This is a genomic window from Streptomyces sp. NPDC032822, from assembly GCF_055578825.1.
Genome location: NZ_JBVIOL010000023.1, coordinates 25,431 through 49,785, shown reverse-complemented (window position 1 = coordinate 49,785; position 24,355 = coordinate 25,431). Strand labels below are relative to the sequence as shown.

The following is a 24,355-nucleotide window of genomic DNA, read 5'->3' as shown; positions in this document are numbered from 1 at the left end:
GGACAGATCACGCGTTGTCGCCCTCCTTCCCGGTCGGGATGCTCGATGGGGCAACCCGTTCACTCAGACCACGTCACACGGCCGGGAGACGAACATGACCGCACTGTCGCCGCACCTTCGCCAGGCCACGCCCGTGGTGGCGGTCCGGGGCGAGGGCGTCCATCTCTACGGCGAGGACGGCCGCCGGTACCTGGACTTCACCGCCGGCATCGGTGTCACCAGCACCGGGCACTGCCACCCGAGGGTGGTGGAGGCCGCCCGGGAGCAGGTGGGCACGCTGGTCCACGGCCAGTACACGACCGTCATGCACCAGCCTCTGCGCCAGCTCGTCGACAAGCTCGGTGAGGTGCTGCCCGCCGGTCTGGACAGCCTGTTCTTCTCCAACTCCGGCAGCGAGGCCGTCGAGTCCGCGCTGCGGCTGGCCCGCCAGGCCACCGGCCGGCCGAACATCCTGGTCTGCCACGGCGGCTTCCACGGCCGTACGGTGGCCGCCGCCTCCATGACCACCTCCGGGACCCGCTTCCGGTCCGGGTTCTCGCCGCTGATGAGCGGTGTGGTCGTGACGCCCTTCCCGACGGCCTTCCGCTACGGCTGGGACGAGGAGCAGGCGACCCGCTTCGCCCTCCAGGAGCTGGACTACACACTCCAGACGATCTCCTCGCCCGCCGACACGGCCGCGATCATCGTCGAGCCGGTGCTCGGCGAGGGCGGATACGTGCCCGCCACCCGGGCGTTCCTGGAAGGGCTGCGGGAACGCGCGGACCGGCACGGCTTCCTGCTGATCCTCGACGAGGTGCAGACCGGGGTGGGCCGCACCGGACGGTTCTGGGGCCACGACCACTTCGGCGTCACCCCGGACATCCTCGTCACCGCCAAGGGGCTGGCCAGCGGCTACCCGCTGTCCGGGATCGCCGCGTCCGAGGAGCTGATGGCCAAGGCGTGGCCCGGCTCGCAGGGCGGCACCTACGGCGCCAACGCCGTCGCCTGCGCGGCTGCCTGTGCCACCCTGGACGTCGTACGGGACGAGAAACTCGTCGAGAACGCCGAGGCCATGGGCGCGCGGCTGCGCCAGGGGCTGGAAGCGGTGGCCGACCGGACACCGGGCATCGGGGACGTCCGCGGGCTCGGGCTGATGCTGGCCACCGAGTTCGTCACCGCGGACGGCGGACCCGACCCCGAGACCGCCGCCCGCGTGCAGCGCGCCGCCGTCGACGAGGGCCTGCTCCTGCTGCTGTGCGGGGCCTGGAACCAGGTCGTGCGGATGATTCCGGCGCTCGTCATCGACGAGGCGGCGGTGGACGCGGGACTCCAGGCCTGGGCGACCGCGGTGCGGGCCGGTACCGCGGGAGCGTCCGCACGATGAGCGATCCCTCGGCGCGGCTGACCGCCCGGCTCGCCGGGACGGCACCCGGCGAGACCACGCGGCGCTCCGTCCCCGCCTCCGCCACCCGGCGCGCGCTGCGCTCGTTCCCGCGCGGGAGGAGGACCGCCGAGCCGTCGAGGGCCCCGCTCCTCGTCGACGGCTTCACGCGCGCCGTCCGCCCCCAGGTCGCGGGCGCCGCCCGGGCCGTCGTCGTCGCGGACGGCTTCGGCCGCGCCACCCGGATCGACCACCTCGCCGGTGACCGGGGCAGCCGTCCCCGGCACCGCGCGGAACTCCTCGACCCCGCCGCCGATCACCCAGGAGGGACCTCATGACAGACACCCCCACGCAGTTGTTCATCGGCGGGGCCTGGGTGGACGCCGCGGACGGCGCCACCCTGCCCGTGGACGACCCCGCGACCGGCGGGATCATCGCCCATGTCGCCGACGCCGGTCCCAAGGACGCCCGGCTCGCGGAGGACGCGGCCGTCCAGGCGCAGGAGGAGTGGGCCCGTACGGCACCCCGGGCGCGCAGCGAGATCCTGCGCCGCGCCCACGAACTCATCCTTGAGCGCACCGACGAGCTCGCCCACCTGATGACGTCCGAGATGGGCAAGCCGCTGGCCGAGGCCAGGGGAGAGGTGGCGTACGCGGCGGAGTTCTTCCGCTGGTTCTCGGAGGAGGCCGTGCGTATCGACGGCGGTGGCGGCATCCTCCCGGACGGCCGCCACCGCATGCTGCTCTCCCGCCGCCCGGTCGGGCCCTGCCTGTTGATCACCCCGTGGAACTTCCCGCTGGCCATGGGGACCCGCAAGATCGGCCCCGCGATCGCCGCCGGCTGCACGATGATCCTCAAGCCGGCCCCGCAGACCCCGCTCTCCAGCCTCGCCCTCGCCGCGATCCTCCAGGAGGCCGGACTGCCGGACGGCGTGCTCAACGTCGTCACCACCTCCCGCGCGGGGGAGGTGTGCGAGCCGCTGCTGCGGGGCGGGCGGATCCGCAAGCTCTCCTTCACCGGCTCCACGCAGGTCGGACGGCTGCTGCTGGCGCAGAGCGCCGACACCGTCGTACGGACCTCGATGGAGCTGGGTGGCAACGCGCCGTTCATCGTCTTCGAGGACGCCGACCTGGACGCGGCCGTGGACGGCGCGATGCTCGCGAAGATGCGCAACATGGGCGAGGCGTGCACGGCCGCGAACCGCTTCTTCGTCCACCGGTCGGTGGCGGACGAGTTCGGGCGGCGGCTCGCCGAGCGCATGGGCGCCCTCGTGGTGGGTCCCGGCACCCGGGACGGGGTCGACGTCGGCCCGCTGATCGACACCACCGGGCGCGCCAAGGTCGAGGACTTGGTCGCCGACGCGGTCGAGCGCGGCGCCGAGGTGCTCGTCGGCGGCCGTACGCCGGAGGGGCCGGGCTGCTTCTATCCGCCGACCGTCCTCGCGGGGGTCGACCCCGCAAGCCGCCTGATGGAGACGGAGATCTTCGGCCCGGTCGCCGCGATCCTCACCTTCGACGACGAGAACGAGGTGATCCGCCGCGCCAACGACACGCCCTGGGGGCTCGTCGGCTACCTCTTCACCGAGAGCCTCGACCGCGCCCTGCGCGTCAGCGAACGCCTGGAGGTCGGCATGGTGGGCCTGAACACAGGTCTGGTCTCCAACCCGGCGGCCCCCTTCGGCGGCGTCAAGCAGTCAGGCCTGGGCAGGGAGGGCGGCCGGGTCGGTATCGAGGAGTTCCTGGAGTACCAGTACCTGGCCATCCCGGTGAGGTGAGGCACGCGAGGCGCGCGGGGCCGTAGCCGGATGCGGCTCCGCCGCGGGGGTGCGCTCAGCTCCGTCCCCCCGCGCCCGCAGAACACTCAGGTGGGTCGTCAGCCCAGGCGCGGATCGACGTGGATCTTCGGCCCCGGCCCGGCGCCGGTCGGACGCCGGCCCGCGAGAACGGCTCCGGCCTGCCCCAGGCCGACGGTCGCGGCGACGAGCGGCCTCGGATCCACGGAGCCGTCGGCGTAGGCCCGGATGGTGTCGTCGAGGCCGGGGGAGGCGGACAGGATGCCGACCGCGGTGACGTCCTTGAGGGCGAGCGTGCGGGTGTCGATCCTGCTCGGCTCACCAGCCAGTCCCACGTAGACGACACGGCCGCCCGGCTCGACCACCTCCAGGGCCAGACCGGGCAGATGGGCCGCGTTCGAGGCGTCGACGACCGCGTCGAACGCCAGGTCCGGGAGGGATTCCGCCGTCGACACGTGTGCGAAGCCGAGGGTGCGGGCGAGGGTGAGGGACTCCTCGGTGCGGCCCATCAGATGGACCTCCGCACCGGCGGCCCGGGCGAACATCGCGACCAGCAGTCCGATGGTCCCCGGACCCAGCACCAACGCCCGGTCGCCGGGCCGCAGATCGGCGGCCTGTGCGGCGCGCAGGGCGTTGCCGCCCGGCTCCACCAGTGCGCCGAGCACGGCGTCGACGGAGTCGGGCAGCACGTGCAACGAGGAGACGGGCACCGCGAGTCGCTCCGCCAGGGCGCCGGGCCGAGCACCGCGTATGCCGACCTCCTGCCGTTCCTCGCACACGTGCTGACGGCCCCGACGGCAGCGCCGACAGGTCCCGCAGCCGAGCATGGTGTCGCCCATGACCCGCCGGCCCACCCACCCCGGATCGACCCCGGCGCCCACCGTCGCGACCCGGCCGGACCACTCGTGGCCCAGCCGCATCGGGTAGGCGGAGTGCCCCTGGTGGAGGTAGGCCATCGCACCGGTGAAGAACTCGGCGTCGGTACCGCACACCCCGACCCGCTCGACGTCGATGACCGCCTCACCTGGAGCGGCGGCCGGTGCCGGGACCTCCCGTACCTCGTACTCGCCGGGCGCCGTCAGCACGAACGCCCGCATGGGGCGGGTGCTCACCGCGGCCCGACAACGCGCCGACACCGCGCGCCGAGACCCTGGATGCACGGCTGCCTCACCTCGTCGCCGGTCCGACGGCGGACACCGCGGACGTCGAACGAGCTGTCCGGTGCCAGGACGTGGGTCACGACGGGGCGTATGCGGTCGATACCGCCCGAGCCGAAGAACGCCTCGTCGATACGGGCGACGGGCTTCTCGGCGCTGGGGGCACAGATGCGCGTGAGGTACACGGGGTCAGTCTCCAGGGTCGGGTCGGCGGGTTCTCATCGGTGGGGCTCACCCAGGGAGCCGAGCACGGAACGGACCTCGCCGAGAGCGTCGACCAGGGCGGCCAGGGGCGTCCGGTAGGCCAGCGCACTGACGCTCACGGCACCGGAGGGCGTCGTGGGGGAGGTCGCGTACACGGGCAGGGCAAGGCAGTTGACCCCGGTCTCGTTCTCCTGGTCGTCGACGGCATAGCCCCGCGCGCGGATGGTCCGCAGGTCGCCGTGGAGTGCGACGGCCGTGCACAGGGTCCGCGGTGTCCGACGTTCCGGAGGGGAGCCGCCGATCCACGCCTCGATGTCGTCGAGGGTGTCCAGCCGGTGGGCGAGCAGCAGCTTTCCGACGCCGGTGGCGTGCGCGGGGTTGCGTCCGCCGACCGTCGAGGTCAGCCGCACGGCGCCGGTCGGCGGGTCGACCTTGGCGCGGTAGACGACCTCGCGTCCGTCGAGGACGGCGTAGTGCGCGGTCTCGCCGAACCGTGCGGCCAACGCTTCGAGCAGGGGGCGGATACGGATGTGCTCCGGTCGTGCCTCGTGGTGGGCGAAGGCCATGCGGAGGAACTCGTCGCCGAGCAGATAGCGGCCGCGGGCGTCCTGGTCGGCCAGCCCGGCCCGGCGCAGCGCCCGCAGTGCCCGGTGCACGGTCGGCTTGGGACTGCCGATCACCCGGGTCAACTCCTCAAGACCCACGCCGTCGGGATACCCGGCGAGTTCCTTGAGGACGGCGAGGACCCGGTCCGATCCCACAAGTCGGCTGCCGTCGGCGCCTGTTGCGCCGCCCTCGACGTGCTCGCCGGGGTCTGTCGATTCGTCGGACGTCTGCGTATGCTTCATGGCGCTCATCGCGTTCCAAAGATTAGACCGTCGTGTCGATTGTCGGAAGGAGCTCCATGGTGAGGCTCCGCAGTGCGCAGTGGTACGAGGGTCAGGACCGCAACGCCTACATCCACCGGGCCTGGATGCGGCGCGGTGCGCCGGGGGACGCCTTCACCGGCCGCCCGCAGATCGCCATCGCCAACACCGCCTCGGACCTGACCCCTTGCAACGCACACCTCGACGAGGTGGCCGCCTCGGTACGCAACGGCGTATACGAGGCGGGCGGCATCCCGCTGGACCTGCCCGTGGTGTCGCTGGGGGAGACGCAGGTGCGACCCACGGCGATGCTCTGGCGGAACATGGCGGCGATGGCCACGGAGGAGATGCTCCGGGCCAACCCCATCGACGGCGTCGTCCTGTTGGGCGGCTGCGACAAGACGATCCCGTCGCTGCTCATGGCCGCCGCCTCGGTGGACCTGCCCGCCGTCGTGGTACCCGGGGGCCCGATGCTGACCGGGACCTTCCGCGGCACCCCGCTGGGCTGCGGCACGGACGTGTGGCGGCTGTCCGAGGAGGTCCGGGCCGGCACGCTCTCCCAGGACGAGTTCACCCGCTCCGAGTCCTCTATGATCCGCAGCCGCGGCCACTGCAACACCATGGGCACCGCCTCGACGATGGCGCTGGTCGCCGAGGCCCTGGGCACGGTCGTCCCCGGAACGGCCGGCACCCCGGCCCCCGACAGCCGCCTGCTGGAGGCTGCCCACGACACCGGCCGGCTCGCCGTGGACATGGTCGCCGCCGACCGGCGCCCCGGCACGTTCCTGAGCGCGGCGTCCTTCCGCAACGCGATCGTGGCGCTGGCCGCCATCGGCGGCTCGACCAACGCGGTTGTCCATCTGCTCGCGATCGCCGGCCGGCTCGGCGTCGACCTGTCGATCGACGACTTCGACCGCGTCGGCTCACGTGTGCCGGTCCTCGTCGACCTCCAGCCGGCCGGCCGCTTCCTCATGGAGGACTTCCACCGCGCCGGCGGCCTGCTCGCCGTCCTGCGCGAAGTCCGCGACCTCCTGGACCCCGACGCGCTGACCGTCACCGGCAAGCCCCTGGCGGCCTATCTCGACGACGCCCCGATCTGGGACTCCGAGGTCATCCGCCCCCGCGCCGAGCCGCTCGTCGCCGAGGGCGGCATCGCCGTCCTGCGGGGCAACCTCGCGCCCGCCGGGGCGCTCATCAAACCCGCGGCGGCCTCGCCACGGCTGCTGCGACACCGGGGCCGGGCGGTCGTGTTCGACAGCATCGAGGACTTCCACGCCCGCATCGACGACCCGGACCTCGACGTGGACGCGGACTCCGTCCTCGTCCTGCGCGGCTGCGGCCCCAAGGGCTACCCCGGCATGCCGGAGGTGTCCAACATGCCGCTGCCGAAGAAACTCCTCGAACAGGGCGTCCGCGACATGGTCCGCGTCTGCGACGGCCGCATGAGCGGGACGGCCTACGGCACCGTCGTCCTGCATGTCGCACCCGAGGCCGCGGCGGGCGGCCCGCTCGCGCTCGTACGCACGGGTGACGTCATCGACCTGGACGTCGAGGCCCGCCGGATCGACGTCGACGTATCGGCCGACGAACTGGCCGGCAGGATCCCCGACAAGGCCACCGTCGAGGGCTTCGCCAACCCCCGACGCGGCTGGGAACGGCTCTACGTCGACCATGTCCTCCAGGCCGACACCGGCGCCGACCTGGACTTCCTCATCGGGTCCAGCGGCTCGGCGGTGAGCCGGGAATCGCACTGACCCGGCACCCATGGCCGGGAGCAGGCCGTGCCCCCCGACAGGGCCGCAGGGCCGGTGCGTGGTGACGACCAGGGCGACCTGCCCGGCGTGGACGTGCGCCCGGGCGGCCCTCTCCTGAGCGTGGCGGCGAAATCCGCTGTCGACCAGGGTCGCTCGGTGGCCGGGCGGCAGGAGCAGGTGGGCGTCAGGGAATGCCAATGCCCCACGCCGTCAGGTCACCCGGGCCGGGGCCGTTCGCCGTGGCCGCTGTCCGCCAACGCCCGATGGCCCGGGCCGAGCAGGACGTACGCGCCCCGACGACCGTGGCCCGGGAACTCGGCCCTCTCCTCGACGCAGCGATGTCCCGGGCCGACTGACCGGCCTACCGCAGCGTGGCCAAGAACTTCCCGAGGCGGGCGATCCCTTCGCGCAGTTCCTCGGCCGAGACCGCGTACGACAGCCGGACATGCGTCTGCGCCGAGCGCTCACCGAAGTCCCGGCCCGGGGTGAGCGCGACATGCGCCTCGTGGAGGGCCCGCTCGCAGAACTCCCAGGAGGAGAGCCCGGTCCCGCTCACGTCGAAGTAGACGTAGAACGCGCCGTCGGGCGGCACGGGGACCGGCAGCCCGATCCGTGCCAGGCCGTCGAGGACGAGCGCACGCCGATGTCCGAACTCGACACGACGCGCCTCGCAGACGGCGAGGGACTCAGGGGTGAAGCAGGCCAGAGCCGCGTACTGGGCGGGAGCGGAGGCGCACAGGAAGTAGTTCTGGGCGAGGCGTTCCAGCGCCGGCACGAGGGCCTCCGGAACGACGCACCAGCCCAGGCGCCAGCCGGTCATGCCGAAGTACTTCGAGAAGCTGTTGACGACGATGGCGTCGGGGTCCGACGACAGCGCGCTGCACGGCGGTCGGCCCCGCTCGTCGTGGTCGCTCAGGTTGAGGTAGATCTCGTCGACGATGCGCCAGGCGCCGCGCTCACGCGCCAGGTCACAGATCGCCGCCAGCTCGTCGGCCGGTACCGAGGTGCCGGTCGGGTTCGACGGGGTGGCGACCATGATCCCGCGCGTCCGGTCCGTCCAACGCGACCGCACCGACGCCGAGTCCAGCTGGAAGCGCGTCTCGGCGCCGGTGGGGACGAGCGACACCTCGGCGCCGAAGCTCTCGACGATCTGCCGGTTGCAGGGATACGACGGGTCGGCGATGAGCACCTCGTCCCCGGGGTCGACCAGGGCGGCCGCGGCCAGCACCAGGGCGGCCGAGGCTCCCGCGGTCACGACGACCCGGGACGGGTCGACCTCGACGCCGTGCTGGTCCCGGTAGAACCCGGCGATCGCCTGCCGGAGAGCGGGCAGCCCGAGCGCCGCGGTATAGGGCATGGGCCTGCCGTCCATGGCCTCGCGCATCGCGTTGAGGACGGCCGGGGGCGCACCGAAGTCCGGTTCGCCGATGCTGAGTTTGACGACGTGATGGCCCTGGGCCTCCAGCGCCGCCGCCTGCTTGCCGAACTCCAGCGCGTAGAACGGGGCCACGGCCTGGGCGCGCTGCGAGATTCTCGGGCCGCCGGACGGGTCGGTGGTGTGCCCGACGGGCCGGGGGCGCTCACTCCGGAGTGGGGTCATGTCGTCTTCCTGCCGCAGCGCTGATGATGGCAAAGGCTAGACGCTGAGCGCGGGAAGTGCGGACCGAGACGGCGAGCGGGAACTCCGCTCGTCGCCTCCGTGTACCACGCCCGGATCGCGCTGACCGCAAGGCCGACCGTGTCCGGGCGACCGATATCTACAGCGGGCGCACTCCCAGGCCCTTGATGCGCGTGGTGGGTGGAGTGCCCTCGGTCAGCAGCAGTGTGGTGATCCGGTCCGCCGGGCCGGCGACGAAGTGCACATGGCCTCCGGGGAGCGGGACGACGGTGTCGTCGGTGCCGGTCGGGAGGCCGGTGAGACGACTCAGCCAGGCGGCGGCCCCGGTCGGGTCGGGCGTCTCGATGACGAATCCGGCGAGGTCGTGGGCGCCGCGACGGCCGCCTCCGCCGCGGTAGGTGTCGAGGATGACCTGCCGGTCGGGGGAGTAGGTGATGAAGAACGGCGCCCAGCGCGGGGCACCGATGAGGAAGGCCTCCCGGAACGACACGGGAGAGCCTTCCCTGGCGAAGGTCAGCAACTCGACCTCGTGCCCTTCGCGTCGGAGACGTCCGGTGGTCGCGACGACGTCCGTGACGTTGATCGCGAAGTTGAGCGCGCCTCCACCGGCCGCGAGGAGATCGTCGACGAACGGCATCAGGGGCGCCATCGCCCTGCCGTACGGTGACTGGGCGAACTCGCCGTGGTCGACGATGCTCAGGATCTCGACGTAACGCACGTCCAGGCGCCACGCACCGTTCTGGAAGCCCAGGTACGGCGGGTTGGTGTGGGCGGGCAGTCCGGCGGCCGAGTAGTCGGCGACGGCGGACTCCACCTCGGGAACGCTGTGCAGAAGGTGATCGAACTCCGGTAGTTCCGGCGCCATGACGCCCCCTCCTTCAAAGAGTTAGGTAACCCTAACAAGAGAGGGGTTGTGTCAGCCTTTGGAGCACCTCCGCGGTCTCGGCGTTCGGCTCGTAGATCTCCGCGCCGGCCCTGCAGATCCTTCCCGCCGTCACGCTGAGCGCACCCGCCATGGTCGTTCGTGTCGGTGGGGTGCGGTGCGGTGAAGCGCGGTGAGGTGGGATGCGGTGGTGACGAGGCCGGCTGCCGTCACCGTGTCCGGGTGATGAGGTGAGCGAGCAGCCGGGTACGGGGGATCATCTGCGCGACCTCCACGTACTCGGAGTCCGCGTGGGCGCCGGCGCCCACCGCGCCCAGGCCGTCCAAGGTCGGGCACCCCACCGCCGCGGTGTAGTTGCCGTCGGAGGCGCCGCCGACGCCGATTCCCCGTAGCGGCTCCTGGCCCAGTTCGGTGGCGAGCCGGGACGCGAGGGCGAACAGTTCGGCGGAGGACTCCGGTTCCATGGGCGGGCGTTGTGCTCCGCCCAGCACCTCCAGCCGGGCTCCGGACGTCTGGGCGGTGAGCCCGCGCATGAGCTGGTCGATCCGGACCTGCGCCGCCCGCGTCGGCACGCGTACGTCCACCGACACCCGCGCCAGCGCGGGCACGGTGTTGCGTGCGCTGCCGGCCGACAACAGGGTGGGCGTGACGGTCGCCCGGCCCAACGCGCCGTCGGTGGCGCCGACATCACCCGTCGCCGTCCCGAGGCCGGCTACGGACAGCACCTGGTGAGCGGCCTCGACCGCGGCGTTGACCCCCTTGTGCGGCTCCAGTCCCGCGTGTGCGGCCCGGCCGTGCACCACCACCTCGTAGCGCGAAGTGCCCTTCCGGGCGGTCTTGAGCGCACCGTCCTTGTCCGCGGACGCCTCCAGTACGAAGGCGGCCGCGCAGCCCCGCGCGGCTTCCTCGATCAACTGCCGGGAGCTCGTGGAGCCGACTTCCTCGTCACCGTTGACCAGTACGCACACGCCGTCCGGGGAGGGCAGCAGGGCCAGCGCGTGGAACATCTGGACCAGACCCGCCTTCATGTCCAGAACTCCGGGGCCACGGGCGATCCCGTCGGCCACCGACCAGGGGTGGGTACGGAGCGACCCCATGGGCCACACCGTGTCGTGGTGCCCCACCAGCAGCACCCGCGGTGTACCGAACACCCACCGCAGATGGGTCACTCCGTCGATCACGATCCTCTCCGGCGCGACTCCCAGCAGCCTCGCGCCGAGGGCCCCGACCACCTCGGCGCTGCGCGCCAACGCCGCGTGATCGGCCGAGAAGGACTCGCAGAGCACGAGCTCCTCCAGATCGGCCAGCATCGTCGGCAACACGAGCCCGTCCCGCCGGGTCACCACTCCCACCCCGCCCCGACTCCCTGTCGCAACACCGCACGTCCCCCTCGGATCTCATGGGCCACTGGAGCGGCGAAACCCGGCTTTCCCTCCGGACCACCGCCGCGTGAACGACGTTAGGAGCGGGCATGACATTCCACCAGCGACTGGATCGCATCAGATCTATGCGTGCGGGGAATGTGTTGAGGGATGGCGGCGACGAACGCGGAGGGCAACTGGCAGGCGGCCGACTGCCCTTGGACCGGCTCCCTCGGGGCAGTACGGCCCTTCGGGGTACCGCCGGCCGCACGCCTCACCTGCACGCCACCCACGTGCTCCACCGGCTCGCGCGGACCCGGCGGGAGCTCGCCGTGCTGCACGTGGACCTTGGCGTCGTCGGCGACTCCGCGGGACCCTCGGCGTCTGGCATGTCACGGGCAGGGTCTCCTGTGTCCAGCCCATGAGGTGTGGGTTGCGCGGCATCAGTGGGGTGCGGGCGGGGGAGGTACCAGGCTCCGGGCGTCGGCAGCGGCCGGGCCGGGCCGGGCCGGGTCACGGTGGAGGGGCGGCAGCATGGCCGGTTCTGCTCAGGATGCGGGCTACTTCCGCATGGAGGTTCAGTCATGGGACGGGGAGAGCTGGCGCGCTCGGAAGATCAGTCCTGAGTGGGGATCGGGCGGCAGTCCTGTCGATCTGGCGGTCGATGCCTTTCACGCCTATCTGAACCAGCATGGCCGCACGGTCGAGGAGACCGCAGCCGTGGGTGCGCCTGCGGTCCGTGTCCTGGTCTGGTCGCCGCAGCGTGCGGGGCGGCCTGAGGTTTTCTCGCTGCGTGAGTTGATGGCGCAGCGGGTACGTCGGGCCGCCGCGTTGCGTGGGCCGGCCGCGTGACCATCCCGTAGGCCCTCACGACTCGTTCCGAGAGTGGCGCCGGAAAATCCGTGGAGACAGGCGGGCCGGGCATGCCAAGCTGGCATTCGTCCAAGGGGTGTAGCTCAGAGGCCAGAGCGCCGGTCTCCAAAACCGGATGCCGCAGGTTCGACTCCTGCCACCCCTGCCACTCCTGCAATTTCTGAGAAACCCTGTGCGTCCATGCCACTGGTCACGCTCCTCGATCGAGCACGAGCGCGAGCAGCACGATGGGCCCATCTCCGGAGCGGAAGCGCCTACTTGATGAATTCCGTGTCCGTCGGAGGCGTCGTCCCTCGTGTCTGAATCGGAAGCGCCGGGACATCGGGACGCCGAACCCTCCCGGGCGGACGCGATGGCCTCGTCGACCACCAGCCTCGCGTCCGGGCGCCCGTTCCGTTCCCCGGTCTTCCGGTGGTTCTTCGCCGGCTGGTCGATCAGTGCGGCAGGCAGCGCCATGTCACCCGTCGCGCTGGCCTTCGGTGTCCTGGAGGTGACCGACAGCGCCACCTGGCTGTCCGCTGTCCTCACCGCCTCCATGGTCCCGATGATCGCGACGATGATTCTCGGCGGCGGCATCGCCGACCGCTATCGCCGAGACACCGTGCTGCGCCTGACCGGTCTGGGCGCCGGCGTCAGCCAGGCCGGCGTGGCGATCCTCCTGCTCACCCACCAGCACCCCGCGCTCCTGTTGCCGCCCGCCGTTCTCAACGGCATCTTCCAGGCACTGACGAAGCCGGCGATGCGCGGGATCGTCCCGCAGTTGGCGAGCGGACGTGGCATCCAGCAGGCCAACTCCCTGCTGGCCTCCGCCCGGAACACCGCCATGCTGATCGGCCCGAGTGCCGCCGGTCTGTTGACCGTCTCCGTCGGGGGAGGCTGGGCCATCGCGGCGGATGCCGTGTCCTTTCTGTTGGCAGCCACCTGCTTTGCCCGGATGTCACTGCCCGGCCTGCCGCCCCGCGCCAAGGGCGGTCCGACGATGCTCGGCGAACTCCGCCAGGGCTGGGGCTACTTCAGCTCCAGGCCGTGGATCTGGTCGGTGACGATGGCCTTCGCCGTCCTCAACGCCGTCAACATGGGCGTGTGGCAGATCCTCGGCCCGGTGATCGCCGCCGACACGATCGGCGCCGACGGCTGGGGTCTGGTGCTGAGCGCCCGCGGTGCCGGAGCGCTTCTCGCCACCGTGGCGATGGTGAAACTCAGGGTCCGGCGGCCGATGGTGCCGGCGCTGTCCCTGATGACCCTGGTGGCACTTCCGCTGATCCTCCTCGGTACCGGTGCGGGCGTCTTCTGGCTGGCCGCGGCGGCATGCGCCGCCGGAGTGGCCGCCGAGTTCTTCACCGTGGTGTGGTCGACGGTCTGGCACATCCACATCCCGGAACGGCTGAGTTCCCGGGTCGGTGCCTACGACGAGTTCGGGTCGTTCGTGTCGATCCCGGTGGGCCAGCTCTCCGCCCCGGTCCTCGCCGCGACGTTCGGCGCCGCGGCGGTGGCCGTCACCGGAGGGGCCCTGACCGTGGTCGCCATGGTGCTGCCCCTGCTCCTGCCGTCACTGCGGCGGATGGAACTGAACGACCCCGCACCGGACTGAGCGGCGCGTGCCGTCCGGCCCTTCGCGGCCACGAGCGCGACCGGGCGGGGCGGCCGTCGGCGAGGCCCCCTGTCTCGCCGACATCGACGCCCGCCTCGACTAACCGGGATCAACGACATGACCTGCCTCATCGATGCCGGGGCGCCGCCCGGAACTCCCGCGGCGGCAGATGGGGCAGATCGGGGCAGGGGCGACGGACGCGAAGACCGGCCCCCGATCCGGCCCCCGCGTCCCGCTGCCCGGCGGGGCGGGCCCCCGGCGAAGCCCCCGCCGACCGCAAACCCCGCTGGCCGCAACCCTCGCCGGCCACAACCCCTGCCGGCCGTGGCCCCTGCGGCCGAGGCCCCCGCGGCCGCAGTTTCCGAGGCCGTGCCGGACCCGTCACGCCCCGTCGGACCGGCAAGGCCCCGTCTGACCCGTCAGGCCTCGTCGGTCAGGCCGAGTTCCGGCGACCCGGCCGGCAGCGCCTGGCGTGCGGCTTGTGGGGTGGCGATGCCGGGGAGGATCTGCTGCCACCAGTTGGTCAGGCGCTTGTGGAGGTCGCGGCGGTCGCACATGACGTAGGAAAGCATCTGGATGCCGGTGAAGGAGCCCACCACGCTCGCCGCCACGTCCTCGGGAGCCAGCTCCTCGCGGAGTTCTCCGGCGCCGTGGGCGCGTGCCAGTTCCCGTTCGAAGGTGCGCAGCCACCAGTCGTACAGGTCGGAGTCGTTCGTCTGGAACGTGCCCCGCTCCACCGTGAGCCGGATGCTCGCGCGGAACAGGACGTCCGTGCGCAGTTGATGGGCCAGTTCGTGGGTGAGGTTGATGACCTGCTGCATCGGTGACGCGGAGCGGCTGCGGGTCTCGACCGGAACCTCGGTCTGCGCGGCCATCACCCCGCGCGCGATCTCCTCCTTGGACGCGAAGTGGAAGTACATGGCGCCCTTGGTGACGCCGCTGCGCTCCTGGATCTCGTTGATGCTCGCCGCCGCGTAGCCGCGTTCGTCGAAGACCTTGGCCGCCCCGACCAGAAGCCTCCGTCGTGTTTCGATCGCTCGTTCCTGTCGAGCCATTGCGTGACATCCTCGTTTCCGGATCATGCCGGGATCGTGAACAGCCTCATGAGGGCTGTCAAAAACAAACCGTACATTGGGTATTGTATGGCTCTGACAGCTGTACCGCGATCATCTGCGCCCGTCGGCCGCCGCGCCGCTTGCGGGAAGCAGTGCAGACAGGAGCCGTGTGACGTGTCGGCCGACCTCTCCCTCTCTTCCGTCCTTACCGCCCGCATTCCCTCACTCACCGCCGAGCGCCCGCGTGCCCTCACCTTCGAGCGGACGGCGCCCCGTGATCTCGTGCACCGGCGGGCCATCGGCGAAGTGCTGCTGACCGACTGGATACGCCTCGGTCCGCACCGATTCAAGGTGGGGGCCCAGTGGCCGCGCGGCCATGCCTTCTACGGTCCGGTCGGTGACCGTTGGCACGATCCGCTGCTGGCCGCCGAGAGTATCCGACAGGCGTCTTCTCTGGTCAGCCACGTCTTCTACGACCTGCCCCGTGACCACCCGACGCTGATGACGGAGCTGAGCACCACTCTCTCCCCGGACGCGCTGGGCCTCGACGACGGACCGGTCAACGTCGAACTGGCCATCGACTGCACCGATGTGGCGCTGCACGGGAGCCGCCTCGCGGGGATGACGATGGATGTCGCACTCACCCGGGACTCGGTGGACCTGGGCCACGGCCGTATGACGCTCAACTGCATGCGGCGTTCCGTCTACCGGCGGCTGCGGGGCGCGTACGCCGAGGTCCCCGCGGAGCTGCCCGAGCAGCCCGCGCCCCTGCCTCCCGGCGAGGTCGGCCGGGCCGTCGAGGCCGACGTGGTGCTCGGCCCGGCACTGGACGACGACGGCACGGCCGACGGGCACGAGACGGTCTGGCCGCTGCGCGTCAACTGGGCACACCCGACCCTCTTCGACCACCCCACCGACCACGTGCCCGGGATGCTCCTGCTGGAGGCCGCCCGGCAGGCGGCGCAGCGCCTCGCGGGCCCCGGTGCGGTCCTGGTGCCCACGATGGCCAACCGCTTCCACCGGTACGTGGAGTTCGACACCCCCTGCCTCGTCCGGGCGCGGCTGTGCGCGTCCGGCGCCGGGGTGTACGAGGTGCGGGTGGCCGCCGAACAGAACGGTGCCGTCGCCTACGAGTGCGTCCTCACCGCCCACCACGCGCGGACGTCCTCGCACGGTCCCCGATGAACCGCCCGCGCGTCCTGGTCACCGGCGGGTCCGGATTCGTCGGCGCGACGGTCGTGCCGCTCCTGCGGTCCGCGGGAGTGCGGGTACGGGTGCTGGCCCACCGGCGCCCCGCGGTGCGGGCGCCGGACGTCGAGGTGGTGGACGGCGATCTCACGGACCCCGCGACGCTGCGCGGTATCTGCGCTGACGTGGACCGTGTCCTGCACCTCGCCTCGTACATCGGCAAGGACGAGGAGCGGTGCCTCGCGGTGAACGTCGACGGCACGCGCCGGCTGGTGGCCGAGGCGGGCCGGGCGGGCGTGGGCGGGTTCGTGCAGCTGAGCACCGCGGCCGTGTACGGAAACGGGCCGTTCCTGAGGGTGGGGGAGGGGACGGTCGAACCGCGTCCCGTCTCGCCGACCAGCCGCAGTCGCCTGTCGGGCGAGCGGTTCGTGCTCGGCGCGGGCGGCGCGGTCCTGCGCCCGTACCTCGTCTACGGCACGGGCGACCGGTGGGTGATGCCGGCCCTGCTGCGGATGGTGCGCGCCCTGCGCTCGGGGCTGCCCGAGCGGGGGTCGGCGCGGCTGTCGCTCACCGAGGTCGGCAGCCTCGCCACGTCCCTCGCCCACCTGGCGGTGAACACGCCGCCGCGCCGGGCGGCCGGTGTCTTCCACGCCTGTCCGCCCCGGCCGGTCAGCCTGCGTGAACTGGTCGTGGCGACCCACCGGCAGCTCGGATTTCCGCTGCTGCGAGGCGACCAGCCGTTCGGGCAGGCCCGGCGGGAACTGGTCGCCGCCGGGTGTGACGGCCACCTCCTGGACCTGTTCGGGGTCGACCACTGGTTCGACGCGACCCGGCTGCGCACCGTGGGAGGCCACGCGCCGGACGTCGGCCTCTCCGCGGGCCTGGCGGCCCACGCGGCCTGGTATCGCGCACAGCAGCGGCTCTGACACGCGTCGCGCCGGAGAGTGACGTAGCGCACACAGAGCATGGTTGCCCTCGAAACAAACCGAACGTTAGGCTTTCTACGAAACAAACCAAACGTTCGGATTAATAAAGACCCTGCATCCCTGCCGCCTCCTCAAGGAGAGATCGTGCCCTCACCGATCGTGATCGTGAGTGACGCACTGCCCGGCGACACCCTCGCCGCCCTGCGGGCCACGTGCGACGTCCGCCATGTCGACGGCCGTGACCGCCCGGCGCTGCTCGCCGCCCTGCCCGCCGCGGACGCCCTGATCGTCCGCAGCGGCACGCGGGTCGATGCCGAGGTGCTGGACCGGGCGCCCCGGCTGCGTGTCGTCGCACGCGCCGGTGTCGGCCTCGACAACGTGGACACCACCACCGCCCGAGTGCGCGGCATCACCGTGGTCAACGCCCCCGACGCCAACACCGTGAGCGTCGCCGAGCTCACCGTGGGCCTCGTCGTCGCCTCCGCGCGCCACATCACGGCCGCGGCGCGCTCCCTCGGAGACGGCGAGTGGCGCCGGTCCGACTTCGCCGGTGTCGAGTTGGCGGGCCGCACCCTGGGCATCGTCGGCTACGGCCGGGTCGGCCGGCAGGTCGCGCGCCGCCTCGCCGCCTTCGACATGCGCGTCCTGGTGCACGACCCGTACGCGGACACGCTCGGCGACGACGTGCGCGCCACCGGGCTCGACGAACTGCTCGTCACGAGCGACGTCGTCACCCTCCACCTGCCCAAGGCCCCGGGAACCGCGGGACTCATCGGTGCCCGGGAGCTGTCCCTGATGAAGCCCACCGCGCACCTGGTGAACACCGCCCGTGGCGGCATCGTCGACGAGGACGCCCTGGCCCACGCACTGCGCGAGGGCCGCCCGGCCGGTGCGGCGCTGGACGTCTTCGCCACCGAACCCCCGGGCGCCTCAACGCTGCTGGCCCTGCCCAACGTCCTCGCCATCCCGCATCTCGGCGCCAGTACGCACGACGCCCAGCTGCGGGCCGGACAGGAGGTCGTCCGCAAGGTCCTCGCGGAACTGGCCCCCCTCCTCACCCCCGCACCCACCGCCGCCTGAGCAACCGCACCCGCACGCCGGAGACCACCATGTCTGCTCCCCCCTCAGCCGCGACCGTGCGCTCCCTGATGCCCAGAGCCCGCGACGATCTCGCCGAACTGGTCGCGCTGCGCACCGTCGTGGGGGCCTCGCCCCCGGACCAGTTCCTTCGCGCGGCCCGCCGGATCGCCGCCCTGCTCACGGACGCGGGCCTGTCCGACATCCGTCTGCTCCCCAGCGAGGAAGGCCCCGAGACGGTCTACGCCCGCCGCCCCGGACCGCCCGGCGCACCGTGCGTGGTGCTCTACGCCCACTACGACGTCGTCTCCGCACAGGACGAGACCGCCTGGCACACACCTCCGTTCGAGCTGACCGAACGCGACGGACGCTGGTACGGCCGCGGCAGCGCGGACTGCAAGGGCAACGTCGTCATGCACCTCACGGCGCTGCGCGCCCTCCAGGAGGCCCTGCCCCACGAGCCCTATCCGGACCTCGACCTGGTGGTCCTCGTCGACGGCACCGAGGAGCCCGGCGACGCCGGCCTGGAGAAGGTGCTGCGCGCCCACCCCGACCTCCACCTCCAACCCGACGCCGTCGTCGTCGCGGACACCGGGAACACCGCCCCGGGCATCCCGACCCTGACCACCTCCCTGCGGGGCATGGCGGTGGTGGAGATCACCCTCTCCACGCTGTCCAGGACACTGCACTCCGGCCAGTTCGGCGGGCCCACACCCGATGCGATGACCGCCCTGATCAGCCTCCTGGCCACGCTCCACGACAGCCGGGGCGTGCCGTGCCTGCCCGGCCCGGACGGAGCCGGAGCGACGGCGCGTGAGGGATCCGAGGACCGCGCGGAGTACACCGAGGAGGACCTCCGCGCCGATGCCGGCGTCCTGGACGGCGTCGAGCTCATCGGCGTGGGCACCGTCGCCGACCGGCTGTGGACCCTGCCCTCCGTCACCGTGCTCGCCGTGCAGTCGCCGCCCCTGGACGACGCCGTACCCGCGCTCCTGCCGTCCGCGAAGGCGCTGGTCAGTGTCCGGACCCCGCCCGGCACGGACGTCGGGTGGGCCCACGAGGCGCTCGCCGACCAGCTGCGGGCCCGGGTTCCCTGGGGCGCGCACCTGGACATCCGGCGCGTCACCAGCGGGCCGTCCTTCCTCGCGGACACCGGTGGAACCGCCCATGCCGCGATGCGCGCGGCCATGCGGGACGCCTTCGGTGTGCAGCCCCGCGAGGTGGGCGCCGGCGGCTCCATCGCCGTCTGCTCGGTGTTCCGCGCGCTCTACCCCGACGCCGAGATCATCCTGTGCGGCGTCGAGGATCCACCCTCGAACATCCACGGCACCGACGAGAGCGTGAGCCCGCGCGAGATCGCCTCCCTGGCCCACGCCGAAGCCCTCTTCCTGCGCCGGCTGGCCACCACGGGCAAGGCCACGCGCGGCGACCCCGCCCACCGCCCCGCGTCGACCGGCCGCCAGGAGGAACGATGATCTACCAGCGTGCCTGCGACATCGTCACCGACGAGGTCTTCCTCGAACTGGACGGCGTCCTGCCGGACAGCCGGCTCTTCCTGAAACTGGAAGGGATGAACCCGGCCGGGTCCGTGAAGCTCAAGTCCGCGCTCGGCATGGTGGAGGACGCCGAACGCAGGGGCGTGCTCTGGCCCGGCGGCCGGATCGTGGAGTCCTCCTCCGGCAGCCTCGGCATCGCCCTGGCCGTCATCGCCGCGGCCCGCGGATACCACTTCACCTGCGTGACCGACCCGAACGTCTCCCCACAGAGCCTGGCCCTCATCCGCGCCCTGGGAGCCGAGGTCCTCCAGGTGACGGGGCGGGACCACAACGGCGGCTACCTCGGCACCCGGATCGCCCGTATCCGCGCGATGACCGAGGCCGATCCGGGCCTGGTGTGGCTCAACCAGTACGCCAATCCCGCCAACGCACAGGCCCACGCGCGGCGGACCGCCACCTCCATCCTGAAGAACATCGGACACGTCGACGTCCTCCTGGTGGGCGCGGGCACCACCGGCACCCTCATGGGCTGCACACGCCACTTCCGGGCGTTCTCACCGTGGACGCGGATCATCGCGGTCGACACCACCGGATCGGTCACCTTCGGCGGCCCTCCCGGCGCCCGGCACATCCCCGGTCTCGGCACCAGCCGCCGCCCCGAGCTGTGCCGGCCCGACCAGGTGGACGAGATCGTCCTCGTCGACGAACCCGACGCCGTCCGCATGTGCAGGCGCCTGGCCCGCGAACACGGGCTGCCGGCCGGCGGCTCCACCGGATCCGTCCTCGCGGCCCTGGAGACCGTTTCCGACGACATCCCCGCGGGCGCGCGCGTCGTGGCGCTCTCTCCCGACATGGGCGACCGCTACGTCAAGACGATCTACGACGACCTGTGGGTGGCCGACACCTTCGGCACCGGCGTCCTCGACCCGCAGCCGATCGCCGTATGACCAGCCGTCGGCGTACCCGCCCCGACGACCAACCATGAAGAGGGAAACCCGCATGTTCGACTTCCACGTGGTGGGCGGCACCGCCCTGCGCGCACTCATCGACGTCTCCCGCCCCGACCTCGTCGAGACGGTCCGCTCCGCCTACCTCACCCACGACGCCGGTGACTCGGTCAACCCGAACAGCTACTTCCTGCGCTTCCCGAAGAAGCCGGACGCCCGCATCATCGCGCTCCCCGCCCACCTCGGCGGCGACACCGGCGTCTCCGGCATCAAGTGGATCGCCAGCTACCCCGGCAACATCGAGCGGAACATCCCGCGCGCCTCCGCAACGCTGCTCCTCAACGACTGCGAGACGGGCTACCCCTTCGCCTGCCTGGAGGCGTCCCAGATCAGCTCCGCCCGCACCGCCGCGTCCGCCGTCCTCGGCGCCGAGGAACTCACCGGCTCACGCGTCGTCGACCGGATCTGCCTGGTGGGCGCCGGGGTCATCGCACGCAACATCGCCGAGTTCTTCGCCGCGCAGTCGTGGTCCGTGAACCGATTCGTGGTCCACGACCGGGACGCCTCCTACGCCGGCGCCCTCACCCGGCGCATCACCGACCTCGGCTACCGGGCCGAGCAGCAGGACTCCTTCGAACTGGCCACCGCCGACGCCGATCTCGTGGTCTTCGCGACCACCGCCCCGCAGCCCTGGGTCACCCGGACCGACACCTTCGCCCCCGGACAGACCGTCCTCAACATCTCCCTGCGGGACCTCGGCCCGGAGATCATCGCCGGCGCGCAGAACATCCTCGACGACGTCGACCACTGCCTGACCGCGGACACCTCACCACACCTGGCCGAACAGCGGCTCGGACACCGCGAGTTCATCGACGGCACGCTCGCCCAGGTGCTGCGCGGCGAGGTCACCCCCGCGACCGACCGGCCGCGGATCTTCTCCCCCTTCGGGCTCGGCGTCCTCGACCTCGCGGTGGGACACCGCCTCTACCGGCAGGCCGTCGAGAAAGGGCTCGCGGTCCCCGTACCGGGCTTCTTCGGCGAGACACAGCGCTGGAGCTGACGTACCCGCTCACCGGCACGCCCACGAAAGGCACCCCTCATGCCGCACGCCACCGCCCTCGCCACCGCGCCCCGGGCCCACGTCCCCGCACACCGGGCGGAACTGGCCGCCCTCGCGGCCGGCCACGCCCAGCGCTTCCCCTGGTATCGCGAACTGCTGCTGAGCCGCGGAGCCCTGGGCTCCGGTGACCTCGCCGACCTCCCCCTCGTCGGCACCGACCTGCTCGGCGCGCACTACTACACCGCGGACCACCCCCACCTGCAGGACGCCTCGGCCTTCCACACCTCGGGAACCTCAGGAGGACAGCGCAAGCGTATCCTCTACTCGCCCGCCGACGACGACGCGTACGTGGCCCAACGCCGCCACCTCTTCGCCGAGTTCACCAGGTCCGTGCCGCGCGGCGCCGTCGCGGTCGCCGACCTCGGCACCGGCCATGCCGCGGCCTCGGCACGGCGCGTCTTCCTCGAACTCGGCTTCCAGGCCCACGACATCGACTTCACCCGGCCGGTGGACGAACACGTGGCGAAACTCAACGAGTGGCGCCCCGAGGTGTTCTTCACCATGCCGATGATCCTCGACAGGCTGCTGCAGGCCCGCCCCGGCCTGGACATCCGGCCACGGAAGATCATGGTCGTGGGCGATGTCGCGCCACCCGCCTGGCGCGCCCACGTGGCCGAACGCTTCGGCCTGCGCCCCGAGGACGTCCTCGACGTGTTCGGTTCCATCGAGATCGGCGCCATCGCCCACTCGTGCGCGCGGACCGGCCTCTACCACTTCCACGACCACATCCTTCCCGAGGTCCTCCCTCCCGAAGAGCTGGGCCACTTCACCGAGTACGACCGGGTCCCGTCCCGCCAGGAAGGCAGCGGAGCACTCCTGCTCACGTCCCTGACCCGCGGCTACTTCCCCGCGGTCCGCTACGTGACCGGTGACGGCGTCACCGGACTGCGCCGCATCCGCCACGAGGGCCGCGAGGTCTTCGCGTTCGAACGCATCGACGGACGCCTCTCCGGCGACCTCAAGCACGGCGAGCGGATCAGCAACCACGATCTGGCCCAGATCATGGCCGAGGTCTTCCCCGGCCGCCCCTTCGAGGCGGCCGACGACGACGGCCTCGTCGTCCGGGTCGTCGCGGACACGGTCGGCGACGCACAACTCGCCGCGGTCCGCGCGGCCGTCGACCGGCAGGCCCCGGACGTCGCGCAGATGATCGCCTCCGGCCTGGTCGGACCGGTCCGCGTGCAGGCCGTCCCACCGGACGGCCTGCGGTCCGGCCACGCCAAGCGCCGTCTCGACCTGAAGGAGGTCTGACCCATGTGCGGAATCGCCGGATCGGTGTCCCTGGGGCACGCTCCCGTCCACACGCCCTACGCGTCGGCCGCCTGCGCCGCCATGACCCACCGGGGCCCCGACGAGACAGGGTCCTTCACCACACCCGCGGCGGCCCTGGCGATGTGCCGGCTGAAGGTCGTCGGCCTGCACGACGGTTCCCAGCCCGTCTTCAGCGACGACGGCAGCGTCGTGTGCGTCCTTAACGGCGAGATCTACAACCACCAGGAGCTGCGCGCCTTCCTCGCCGCCCGGGGCCGCCCGGTGCGCGGCGGCAGCGACGCGCAGGTACTGCCACACCTGTACCAGGAACTGGGCGAGGACTTCGTCGAACGGCTCCACGGCATGTTCGCCGTGGCCGTGTACGACACCCGCCGCGAACGGCTCGTCCTGGCCACCGACCGGGTCGGCAAGAAGCCCCTGTTCTACGCGACGCCCGCCGACGGCGGGGTGGCGTTCGCCTCGGAGCTGCCCGCGCTGATGCTGCACCCCGGCATCAGCCGCGACACCGACCCCGTCGCCATCGACCAGTACCTGAGCTACCGGGTGGTTCCCGCACCGCACACCGTCTACCGGCAGGTGCGCAGGCTGGAGCCGGCGACGACCCTGGTCTTCGAGGCGGGCCGGCCCGAACGCCGCCACAGGTACTGGCAGTTCGCCTTCACCGCCGAACTGACGGACACCTCGCAGGCCGAGATCGACGACCGGATCGACGAACTGCTCCAACAGGCCGTGCACGACCGGCTGGAGGCCGAGGTGCCGCTCGGCGCCATGCTCAGCGGCGGCCTCGACTCCAGCCTGGTGGTCGCCATGGCCACCCGCCAGCTGGGCCGGCCGATCCACACGTTCTCCGTCGGGTTCGAGAACGCCGCGTTCGACGAGTCGGTGTACGCCCGAGCCGTGGCGGACCACTGCGGCACCCGCCACCACGTCTACCGGATCGGCGCCTCGGACGCGAAGGAGGCCGTCGACACCATCCTCACGCACATGGGCGAGCCCTACGCGTTCCCGTCCGCCATCGCGGCATCGTGCATGTACAAGCTGGCCAGGCAGCACGTCACCGTGGTGCTGACCGGCGACGGATCCGACGAGATCTTCTGCGGATACGGCCGCTACCAGCGCCTGCGCGACCTGGAGGGCGGCGGCGACCTCGCCGACCGCTACGAGCGCGTCCTCGCGGACGGCGTGCCCCACCCGCTCAAGAACCGGCTGTACGCGCCCGGCTTCGCCGCGCGGATACCCGGGCACCCGCACAACTACCTCCGGGACCGCTTCGACGCCACGGACCCCTCGGTTCCCGACCTGGACCGCGCCATGCAGGTCGACAGCGGATTCTGGCTGTCCGACGCCCAGTTGGTGAAGATCGACCGGATGTCGATGGCACACTCCGTCGAACCCCGCAGCCCGCTGCTCGACCACCGGCTCATCGACTACGTCACCCGCCTGCCCGCGGCCCGCAAGCTCGTCGGCACGCAGGAGAAGGCCCCGCTCAAGCGGGTGGCGGCCCGCTACCTGCCGAGGCAGGTCCTGGAGCGCCGCAAGCAGGAACTGGCCGTGCCCCTGGAGAGCTGGCTCGGCACGGAGCTGCGCTCCACCATCAGCTCCACCCTGCTCTGCGAAGCCTCCCTGGAACGCGGCTACTTCAGCCCGGACGCACTGCGCTCCGTGGTCCGGGAGTTCCGCCCGGAGCACAGCTACGCGCTGTGGACCCTCTACATGCTGGAGCGCTGGCACCAGCTCCAGGAGGACGGCACGGCCCGCGAGACGGCCGCCGCAGTGGCGCACGCCTGAGCCGGGCAGACCCACCCGCGACCCGAA

At 72.1% G+C, this 24,355-nt stretch carries 22 protein-coding genes and 1 tRNA gene; 16 read left to right on the top strand and 7 right to left on the bottom strand.

All coding sequences use genetic code 11. The annotated features are described in order from the left end of the window. The first annotated feature begins 94 nt into the window (after positions 1 to 94). Genes ACZ5VD_RS38385 through ACZ5VD_RS38375 form a run of 3 tightly spaced genes read left to right on the top strand, consistent with a single transcriptional unit; the run spans position 95 to position 3,134 of the window. The gene (locus ACZ5VD_RS38385; RefSeq protein WP_468685085.1) at positions 95 to 1,363 is read left to right on the top strand and encodes an aspartate aminotransferase family protein; all 1,269 of its coding nucleotides are present in this window, start codon (positions 95 to 97) and stop codon (positions 1,361 to 1,363) included. Continuing rightward, complete coding sequence (locus tag ACZ5VD_RS38380; RefSeq protein WP_468553808.1) at positions 1,360 to 1,698, top strand: hypothetical protein; 339 nt, start codon at positions 1,360 to 1,362, stop codon at positions 1,696 to 1,698. The genes ACZ5VD_RS38385 and ACZ5VD_RS38380 overlap by 4 nt, the downstream gene beginning before the upstream one ends. Beyond that, a complete protein-coding gene (locus tag ACZ5VD_RS38375) occupies positions 1,695 to 3,134 on the top strand; it encodes an NAD-dependent succinate-semialdehyde dehydrogenase (RefSeq protein WP_468685083.1) in 1,440 nt (479 codons plus the stop codon). Before ACZ5VD_RS38380 ends, ACZ5VD_RS38375 begins: the two co-directional genes overlap by 4 nt. A gap of 98 nt (positions 3,135 to 3,232) precedes the next feature. Here the strand turns inward: ACZ5VD_RS38375 and ACZ5VD_RS38370 are convergent, their stop codons facing one another. Genes ACZ5VD_RS38370 through ACZ5VD_RS38360 form a run of 3 tightly spaced genes read right to left on the bottom strand, consistent with a single transcriptional unit; the run spans position 3,233 to position 5,361 of the window. Further along, positions 3,233 to 4,249, bottom strand: a complete 1,017-nt coding sequence (locus ACZ5VD_RS38370; RefSeq protein WP_468685125.1) for a zinc-dependent alcohol dehydrogenase — start codon at positions 4,247 to 4,249, stop codon at positions 3,233 to 3,235. 11 nt (positions 4,250 to 4,260) lie between these two features. Then, a complete protein-coding gene (locus ACZ5VD_RS38365) occupies positions 4,261 to 4,494 on the bottom strand; it encodes a hypothetical protein (RefSeq protein WP_468685082.1) in 234 nt (77 codons plus the stop codon). A 33-nt stretch (positions 4,495 to 4,527) separates the two neighbouring features. Further along, positions 4,528 to 5,361, bottom strand: a complete 834-nt coding sequence (locus ACZ5VD_RS38360) for an IclR family transcriptional regulator (RefSeq protein WP_468685124.1) — start codon at positions 5,359 to 5,361, stop codon at positions 4,528 to 4,530. Between the two features lie 56 nt (positions 5,362 to 5,417). Here ACZ5VD_RS38360 and ACZ5VD_RS38355 point away from each other — a divergent pair, with 56 nt between their 5' ends. Further along, positions 5,418 to 7,133 carry an IlvD/Edd family dehydratase gene (locus ACZ5VD_RS38355; RefSeq protein ID WP_468685080.1) on the top strand — a complete coding sequence of 572 codons (1,716 nt, stop codon included), beginning with the start codon at positions 5,418 to 5,420 and terminating at the stop codon, positions 7,131 to 7,133. A gap of 197 nt (positions 7,134 to 7,330) precedes the next feature. Further along, positions 7,331 to 7,489, top strand: coding sequence for a hypothetical protein (locus ACZ5VD_RS38350; RefSeq protein ID WP_468685079.1), 159 nt, complete (start codon positions 7,331 to 7,333; stop codon positions 7,487 to 7,489). A gap of 5 nt (positions 7,490 to 7,494) precedes the next feature. Here the strand turns inward: ACZ5VD_RS38350 and ACZ5VD_RS38345 are convergent, their stop codons facing one another. The 3 genes from ACZ5VD_RS38345 to ACZ5VD_RS38335 form a co-directional block, all read right to left on the bottom strand. Further along, positions 7,495 to 8,733 (bottom strand): pyridoxal phosphate-dependent aminotransferase, encoded by a 1,239-nt coding sequence (locus ACZ5VD_RS38345; protein ID WP_468685077.1) that lies wholly within the window; start codon positions 8,731 to 8,733, stop codon positions 7,495 to 7,497. A 157-nt stretch (positions 8,734 to 8,890) separates the two neighbouring features. Beyond that, on the bottom strand, positions 8,891 to 9,616 hold the full coding sequence (locus ACZ5VD_RS38340; protein ID WP_468685075.1) for a VOC family protein: 726 nt from the start codon (positions 9,614 to 9,616) through the stop codon (positions 8,891 to 8,893). A 227-nt stretch (positions 9,617 to 9,843) separates the two neighbouring features. Further along, on the bottom strand, positions 9,844 to 10,944 hold the full coding sequence (locus tag ACZ5VD_RS38335; RefSeq protein WP_468685123.1) for a M20 family metallopeptidase: 1,101 nt from the start codon (positions 10,942 to 10,944) through the stop codon (positions 9,844 to 9,846). A 585-nt stretch (positions 10,945 to 11,529) separates the two neighbouring features. Between ACZ5VD_RS38335 and ACZ5VD_RS38330 the strand changes: the two genes are divergently transcribed. The 3 genes from ACZ5VD_RS38330 (at position 11,530) to ACZ5VD_RS38320 (ending at position 13,459) form a co-directional block, all read left to right on the top strand. Next, entirely contained in the window at positions 11,530 to 11,847 is a 318-nt protein-coding gene (locus tag ACZ5VD_RS38330) for a hypothetical protein (protein WP_468685074.1), read from the top strand. A 93-nt stretch (positions 11,848 to 11,940) separates the two neighbouring features. Continuing rightward, a tRNA-Trp gene (locus ACZ5VD_RS38325) sits at positions 11,941 to 12,016 on the top strand. Positions 12,017 to 12,163: 147 nt separating this feature from the next. Beyond that, on the top strand, positions 12,164 to 13,459 hold the full coding sequence (locus ACZ5VD_RS38320; RefSeq protein ID WP_468685072.1) for an MFS transporter: 1,296 nt from the start codon (positions 12,164 to 12,166) through the stop codon (positions 13,457 to 13,459). A 419-nt stretch (positions 13,460 to 13,878) separates the two neighbouring features. Here the strand turns inward: ACZ5VD_RS38320 and ACZ5VD_RS38315 are convergent, their stop codons facing one another. Then, positions 13,879 to 14,514, bottom strand: a complete 636-nt coding sequence (locus tag ACZ5VD_RS38315; protein ID WP_468685070.1) for a ScbR family autoregulator-binding transcription factor — start codon at positions 14,512 to 14,514, stop codon at positions 13,879 to 13,881. A gap of 174 nt (positions 14,515 to 14,688) precedes the next feature. Here ACZ5VD_RS38315 and ACZ5VD_RS38310 point away from each other — a divergent pair, with 174 nt between their 5' ends. From ACZ5VD_RS38310 to asnB, 8 genes are all read left to right on the top strand, one after another. Further along, complete coding sequence (locus tag ACZ5VD_RS38310) at positions 14,689 to 15,699, top strand: ScbA/BarX family gamma-butyrolactone biosynthesis protein (protein WP_468685069.1); 1,011 nt, start codon at positions 14,689 to 14,691, stop codon at positions 15,697 to 15,699. Next, complete coding sequence (locus tag ACZ5VD_RS38305; protein ID WP_468685067.1) at positions 15,696 to 16,628, top strand: NAD-dependent epimerase/dehydratase family protein; 933 nt, start codon at positions 15,696 to 15,698, stop codon at positions 16,626 to 16,628. The genes ACZ5VD_RS38310 and ACZ5VD_RS38305 overlap by 4 nt, the downstream gene beginning before the upstream one ends. A 144-nt stretch (positions 16,629 to 16,772) precedes the next feature. After that, positions 16,773 to 17,708: a hydroxyacid dehydrogenase gene (locus ACZ5VD_RS38300; RefSeq protein WP_468553820.1), complete on the top strand. Its 936-nt coding sequence runs from the start codon at positions 16,773 to 16,775 to the stop codon at positions 17,706 to 17,708. 29 nt (positions 17,709 to 17,737) lie between these two features. Continuing rightward, on the top strand, positions 17,738 to 19,180 hold the full coding sequence (locus tag ACZ5VD_RS38295; protein ID WP_468685066.1) for a M20/M25/M40 family metallo-hydrolase: 1,443 nt from the start codon (positions 17,738 to 17,740) through the stop codon (positions 19,178 to 19,180). Further along, positions 19,177 to 20,148, top strand: coding sequence for a 2,3-diaminopropionate biosynthesis protein SbnA (gene sbnA / locus ACZ5VD_RS38290; RefSeq protein WP_468685064.1), 972 nt, complete (start codon positions 19,177 to 19,179; stop codon positions 20,146 to 20,148). Before ACZ5VD_RS38295 ends, sbnA begins: the two co-directional genes overlap by 4 nt. 52 nt (positions 20,149 to 20,200) lie before the next feature. Then, positions 20,201 to 21,208 carry a 2,3-diaminopropionate biosynthesis protein SbnB gene (gene sbnB, locus ACZ5VD_RS38285; protein ID WP_468685063.1) on the top strand — a complete coding sequence of 336 codons (1,008 nt, stop codon included), beginning with the start codon at positions 20,201 to 20,203 and terminating at the stop codon, positions 21,206 to 21,208. Positions 21,209 to 21,247: 39 nt separating this feature from the next. Further along, a complete protein-coding gene (locus tag ACZ5VD_RS38280) occupies positions 21,248 to 22,519 on the top strand; it encodes a phenylacetate--CoA ligase family protein (protein WP_468685062.1) in 1,272 nt (423 codons plus the stop codon). Between the two features lie 3 nt (positions 22,520 to 22,522). Next, positions 22,523 to 24,328, top strand: coding sequence for an asparagine synthase (glutamine-hydrolyzing) (gene asnB, locus ACZ5VD_RS38275; protein ID WP_468685061.1), 1,806 nt, complete (start codon positions 22,523 to 22,525; stop codon positions 24,326 to 24,328). The last annotated feature ends 27 nt before the right edge of the window (positions 24,329 to 24,355 follow it).